The 4642-nt window shown below is 74.1% G+C and carries 4 protein-coding genes; all 4 read left to right on the forward strand.

Annotated features, from left to right (window positions below; all coding sequences use genetic code 11):
- On the forward strand, positions 1–635 hold a 635-nt coding region (gene ftsL / locus ACY45C_RS14820), incomplete at its 5' end, for a cell division protein FtsL (protein WP_462188187.1).
- A gap of 86 nt (positions 636–721) precedes the next feature.
- Positions 722–2644 (forward strand): peptidoglycan D,D-transpeptidase FtsI family protein, encoded by a 1923-nt coding sequence (locus ACY45C_RS14825; protein ID WP_462188188.1) that lies wholly within the window; start codon positions 722–724, stop codon positions 2642–2644.
- A 73-nt stretch (positions 2645–2717) separates the two neighbouring features.
- Entirely contained in the window at positions 2718–4364 is a 1647-nt protein-coding gene (locus ACY45C_RS14830) for a UDP-N-acetylmuramoyl-L-alanyl-D-glutamate--2,6-diaminopimelate ligase (RefSeq protein WP_462188196.1), read from the forward strand.
- Positions 4361–4642, forward strand: a 282-nt coding sequence (locus ACY45C_RS14835; RefSeq protein WP_462188189.1) for a Mur ligase domain-containing protein, incomplete at its 3' end; no start/stop codon positions are given. The genes ACY45C_RS14830 and ACY45C_RS14835, both read left to right, overlap by 4 nt.

Genomic DNA, 4642 nt, shown 5'->3' on the forward strand with positions numbered 1-4642 from the left:
CGACCGCTCCGGCCATCGACCCGCAGCCGCGCCGGGCGCCGCGCCGGGCGCGGCTCGCGGTGGTCCGGCCGGCGCCGGGCGGGGGCCGCAAGGGTCCCTTCGTCGTGCTGCTGCTGCTCCTGCTGGCCGCTGGTCTGCTCTGCCTGCTGCTGCTGAACCTGGCGTTGATGGAGAACTCGTTCCAGGCCAACACTCTGCGCAATCGGGCGTCCGCGCTGGCGGACGAGGAACAGTCGCTGTCGGTGCGTGCCGACCAGCTCTCCGATCCGGCGTCGCTGGCCGCGCAGGCCTCCCGCTACGGCATGATCCCCGGCGGGGTACCGGCATACCTTCCGCCGGGCGCTCCGCTGCCCGCTGGTTCCCGGACCCTGACCCGGGAACCGGGCAGCGGATCCGTCCTCATCGTCGTGCCCGCATCGCCCGGCCCGAGTCCGGCCGGCGGTCCCGGGAAGAACGGCGGTCCCGGGAAGAACGGTCAGCCAGCGGCCGGCGCGACGGCGGGTGGCACCACCGGTGCCGGCGGAACCGCCCACGCCCGCCTTCCCGCCACCGGGACGGACGGTGCCGCGCCCAGTGGTCCGGCGGCCGGTGGTGCCGCGATCGGGGCGGCGGGAAAGGCCGGAGCCGGGCAGTGAGCTCGACGCCCCCGGGCTCCCCCCGGCGCGGTCGCGGACGGCTACGCCTTGTTCCTCTACCGCCACCCTCCGTGTATGGTGGTCGGTTGCGGCGGGATGTCGACGATCCGGGTCGGGGGGCCGGCGACGGGCCCGGTGCGGACGAGTACGGCGACGAGGACCACGACGGCCGGTATGCGGACGGCCGGTATGCGGGCCGGCCGGGCTCGGCGCCCCGGCGTCCCGGTCGGGTCAGCCGGCCGCGGCACCCCCGGGTCCGTCGCGCCTACCGGCTGGGCAGCCCGCGCCGGCGGCTGCGGGTGTCCATCGTGCTCATGTGCGCGGTCCTCGGCGTCCTCGGGCTGCGCCTGACCCAGCTGCAGGGTTTCTCCGCCTCCACCTACGCGGCCCAGGCCGAGGCCCAGCGGCTGCGGACCATCGTGCTGCCCGCGGCGCGCGGCGCCATCACCGACCGGGCGGGCCACACGCTCGCGCAGCACGTCGAGCTGCGGGCCGTCTACGCGAACCCGACGAACGTCAGGGACATCGCGGGGACGGCCGCGAAGCTTGCGCCGGTCCTCGACGACAGCACCGAGGCGTTGCGCAGACGGCTCACCACCGACCCGGCCGACCACATCAAGTTCGTCTACCTTGCCCGCGGGCTCACTCCGGACGTGGCGGAGAAGGTCAGCGCCCTGGGGCTGCGCGGTATCGGCATCACCGAGGAACGCGGACGCACCTACCCGTCCCGCGAACTGGCCGCGAACGTCATCGGGTTCATGCGGCACGGCGATGGTGACATCCTCGAGGGCGGCGGCGGGCTGGAGCTGGCGTATGACAAGGTGCTGCGCGGTACCGACGGCCTTCGCTGGCTGGAGGCGAACCCGGCGGGCATCGAGATCCCCTCGGGCCAGAGCCGCGAGAAGGACCCGATCCCGGGTTCCTCGCTGCGCCTGACCCTCGAGCGGGACATCCAGTGGAACGCTCAGAACGCGATCGCCGACGCGGTCCATACCTCCGAGGCCGACGGCGGCATGGTCGTCGTGATGGAGCCCCGCACTGGGGACATCCTCGCGATGGCCGACTCGCCGCAGTTCGACCCGAACAACATCACCGCCCGGGACACCCCGGCGCTGGGCAATCGGTCCACGCGGGACGCCTACGAGCCCGGCAGCGTCAACAAAGTGATCACGATGGCCGCGGCGCTGGACCGCGGTCTGATCACTTCCGAGACCCCGATGACCATCCCGCCGTCCATCACCCGGGGCGGGGTACGTATCGAGGACTCCGAGCCACACGGCGTCGAACATCTCACCGCCGCTGGCGTCCTGGCCCGCTCCAGCAACATCGGCACCGTGGAGATCTCCGAGCGGGTCGGGCGGATCGGGCTGGAGCAGACGCTGCGCTCGTTCGGGCTCGGTGCCGGTACGGGTCTGAACTTCCCCGGCGAGGGCACCGGCCTGCTGCCGGCCGCCCGGGACTGGTCGGGCAGCCAGGCCGCCACCATTTCCTACGGGCAGGGCATGTCGGCGACGGCGCTCCAGATGGCCTCGGTGTACGCGACCATCGCGAACGGCGGTGTTCGCGTGACCCCGCGGCTCGTCGACGCCATCACCGGTCCGGACGGCGTCGTCAAGGTGATTCCCCATCCGCCTGGTCAGCGCGTCGTCAGCGCGCAGACCGCGGCCACGCTCACCCGGATACTCGAGGCGGTGGCGACGAACGAGGGCACGGCGCCGCTCGCCGAGGTTCCCGGTTACCGGGTGGCCGGCAAGACGGGCACCGCCAAACGGCCCGACCCGGTGCACGGCGGTTACCAGGGCTACGTTCCCTCGTTCATCGGGTTCGCCCCGGCGGATGATCCGCGGGTGGTGGTGGAGATCGTCCTGGACAACCCGAAGAAGGGTTACTTCGGCGGTCAGGTCGCCGCGCCCGTGTTCCAACGTGTCATGTCCTTCGCGTTGACCACCCTCGGCGTGCCACAGCCGATCACCAGGCCCGCACCGCTCCTGCTCGACCTGGACAGATGATCGCGATCCGCGCCGGGACGTGGCGGGCGGGGAAGGCCGGCTGGACCACCGCCGTGCTCGGGCGCCCGTGGGGATGGCCGTGCCCGCCCCCACTAAGGTCGTGACCGTGACCTCTCCGGCACCTCGACCGGCTGCCCCGCCCGCGTGTAGCCTCGCCGATCTGCGCGCGGTGCTCGCGGCCGCGGCGCCCGTCCCGGAGCCGGCGGCGTTCGCGGATGCGGGACATTCGCCGTCGGGCACGCGTGCGGACACGGACACGGACGTGATCGTGCACGGCGTCACCCACGACTCGCGTGCGGTCCGGCCGGGCGACCTCCACGCGGCACTGCCCGGTGCCCACGCGCACGGTGCGGCCTTCGCGGCCGCCGCGGTGGCCGGCGGCGCCGTCGCCGTGCTCACCGACGCCGAGGGCGCCCGCCGGATCGCGGTCGTGCCGGCCGGCCCCCCCGGGGGAGTCCCGGTGCTTGTTAGCGACGATCCACGGCGCGACCTCGCCCCGGTGGCGGCGAGGATCTACGGTGATCCCTCCGCGGCGCTGCGCCTGCTCGGCGTCACCGGCACCAACGGGAAGACGACCACGGCCTTCCTGCTCGACGCCGGGCTGCGCGCCGCCGGCCACACCACGGGCCTGATCGGCACGATCGAGACCCGGATCGCCGACGAACGGCTGGCCTCCGCCCGCACCACCCCGGAGGCGAGCGACCTGCAGGCCCTGCTCGCCACGATGGTCGAGCGTGGCGTGGGGGCCGCCACGATGGAGGTGTCCAGCCACGCGCTGGCCCTGCACCGGGCCGACGCCCTGCACTTCGCCGGGGCGGTGTTCACCAACCTCAGCCAGGACCATCTGGACTTCCACTCCTCCATGGAGGACTACTTCGTGGCGAAGGCGTCCCTGTTCGACCCGGCCCGGACCGCCGTCGCGGTGATTGGCGTGGCGGACCGGTGGGGCCGCCGGCTCGCCGAACGGCATCCCGGCGCGATCACGTTCGCCGTCGAGGGGCCGGCCGACTGGACGGCCCGGGACGTCTCCTACGGGCCGACCGGCACGCTGCTGCGCGCCGAGGGCCCGGACGGGCTGCGGGTGGCTCTGTCGGTGCCGCTGCCCGGTGCCTTCAACGTCGCCAACGCGCTCGGCGCGCTGGCGCTGCTCGTCGCCGTCGGGGTCCCCCCGGCCACGGCGGCGGCGGGGATCGGCTCCCTGCCCGGGGTGCCCGGCCGGATGGAGCGGGTCGACGCCGGCCAGCCGTTCCTGGCCCTGGTCGACTTCGCGCACACCCCGGGCGCGGTCACAACGCTGCTAGAGACGGTTCGCCCGCTGGTGAAGGGCAGGGTCATCGTCGTGCTCGGCTGCGGTGGCGACCGCGACCGCGGCAAGCGCCCGTTGATGGGGGCTGCCGCGGCGACACTCGCCGACATCGCGATCTTCACGAACGACAATCCGCGCTCGGAGGATCCGGCGGAGATCCTCGCCCAGATGCTCGCCGGGGTCACGGCGCTGTCGGCTACGGACTCGGCTACGGACTCGGCTACGGCTACGGTCCTGGTCGAACCGGACCGCGCCGCGGCCATCGCGGCCGCCGTGGCCGAGGCCGGGCCTCAGGACGCCGTCGTTGTCGCCGGCAAGGGTCATGAGCCGGGCCAGGAACAGGCGGGGGTGGTGACCCCCTTCGACGATCGGGTCGCCCTGCGCGCCGCGCTCTCCTCGGTGGAGAGGAGATGATCCCGCTGACCCTGGCCGAGGTCGCATCGGCGACCGGCGGCCGGCTCGACGCGGTGCCCGACCCGGGCGTCACGGTGCGTTCGGTCGTCGTCGACTCCCGCGAGGTCCGCGACGGCGCCTTGTTCGTCGCCCTGGCCGGCAGCCGGGTCGACGGGCACGACTTCGCCGCCGCCGCCGTCGCCGCCGGCGCGCCCGCTGTGCTCGCCGCCCGGCCGGTGGGCGCGCCGGCCGTCATCGTCCCCGATCCGCCTTCGGCGCTCGCCGCGCTCGCCGCGCAC

It is taken from the genome of Frankia sp. CcWB2 (genome assembly GCF_977927585.1).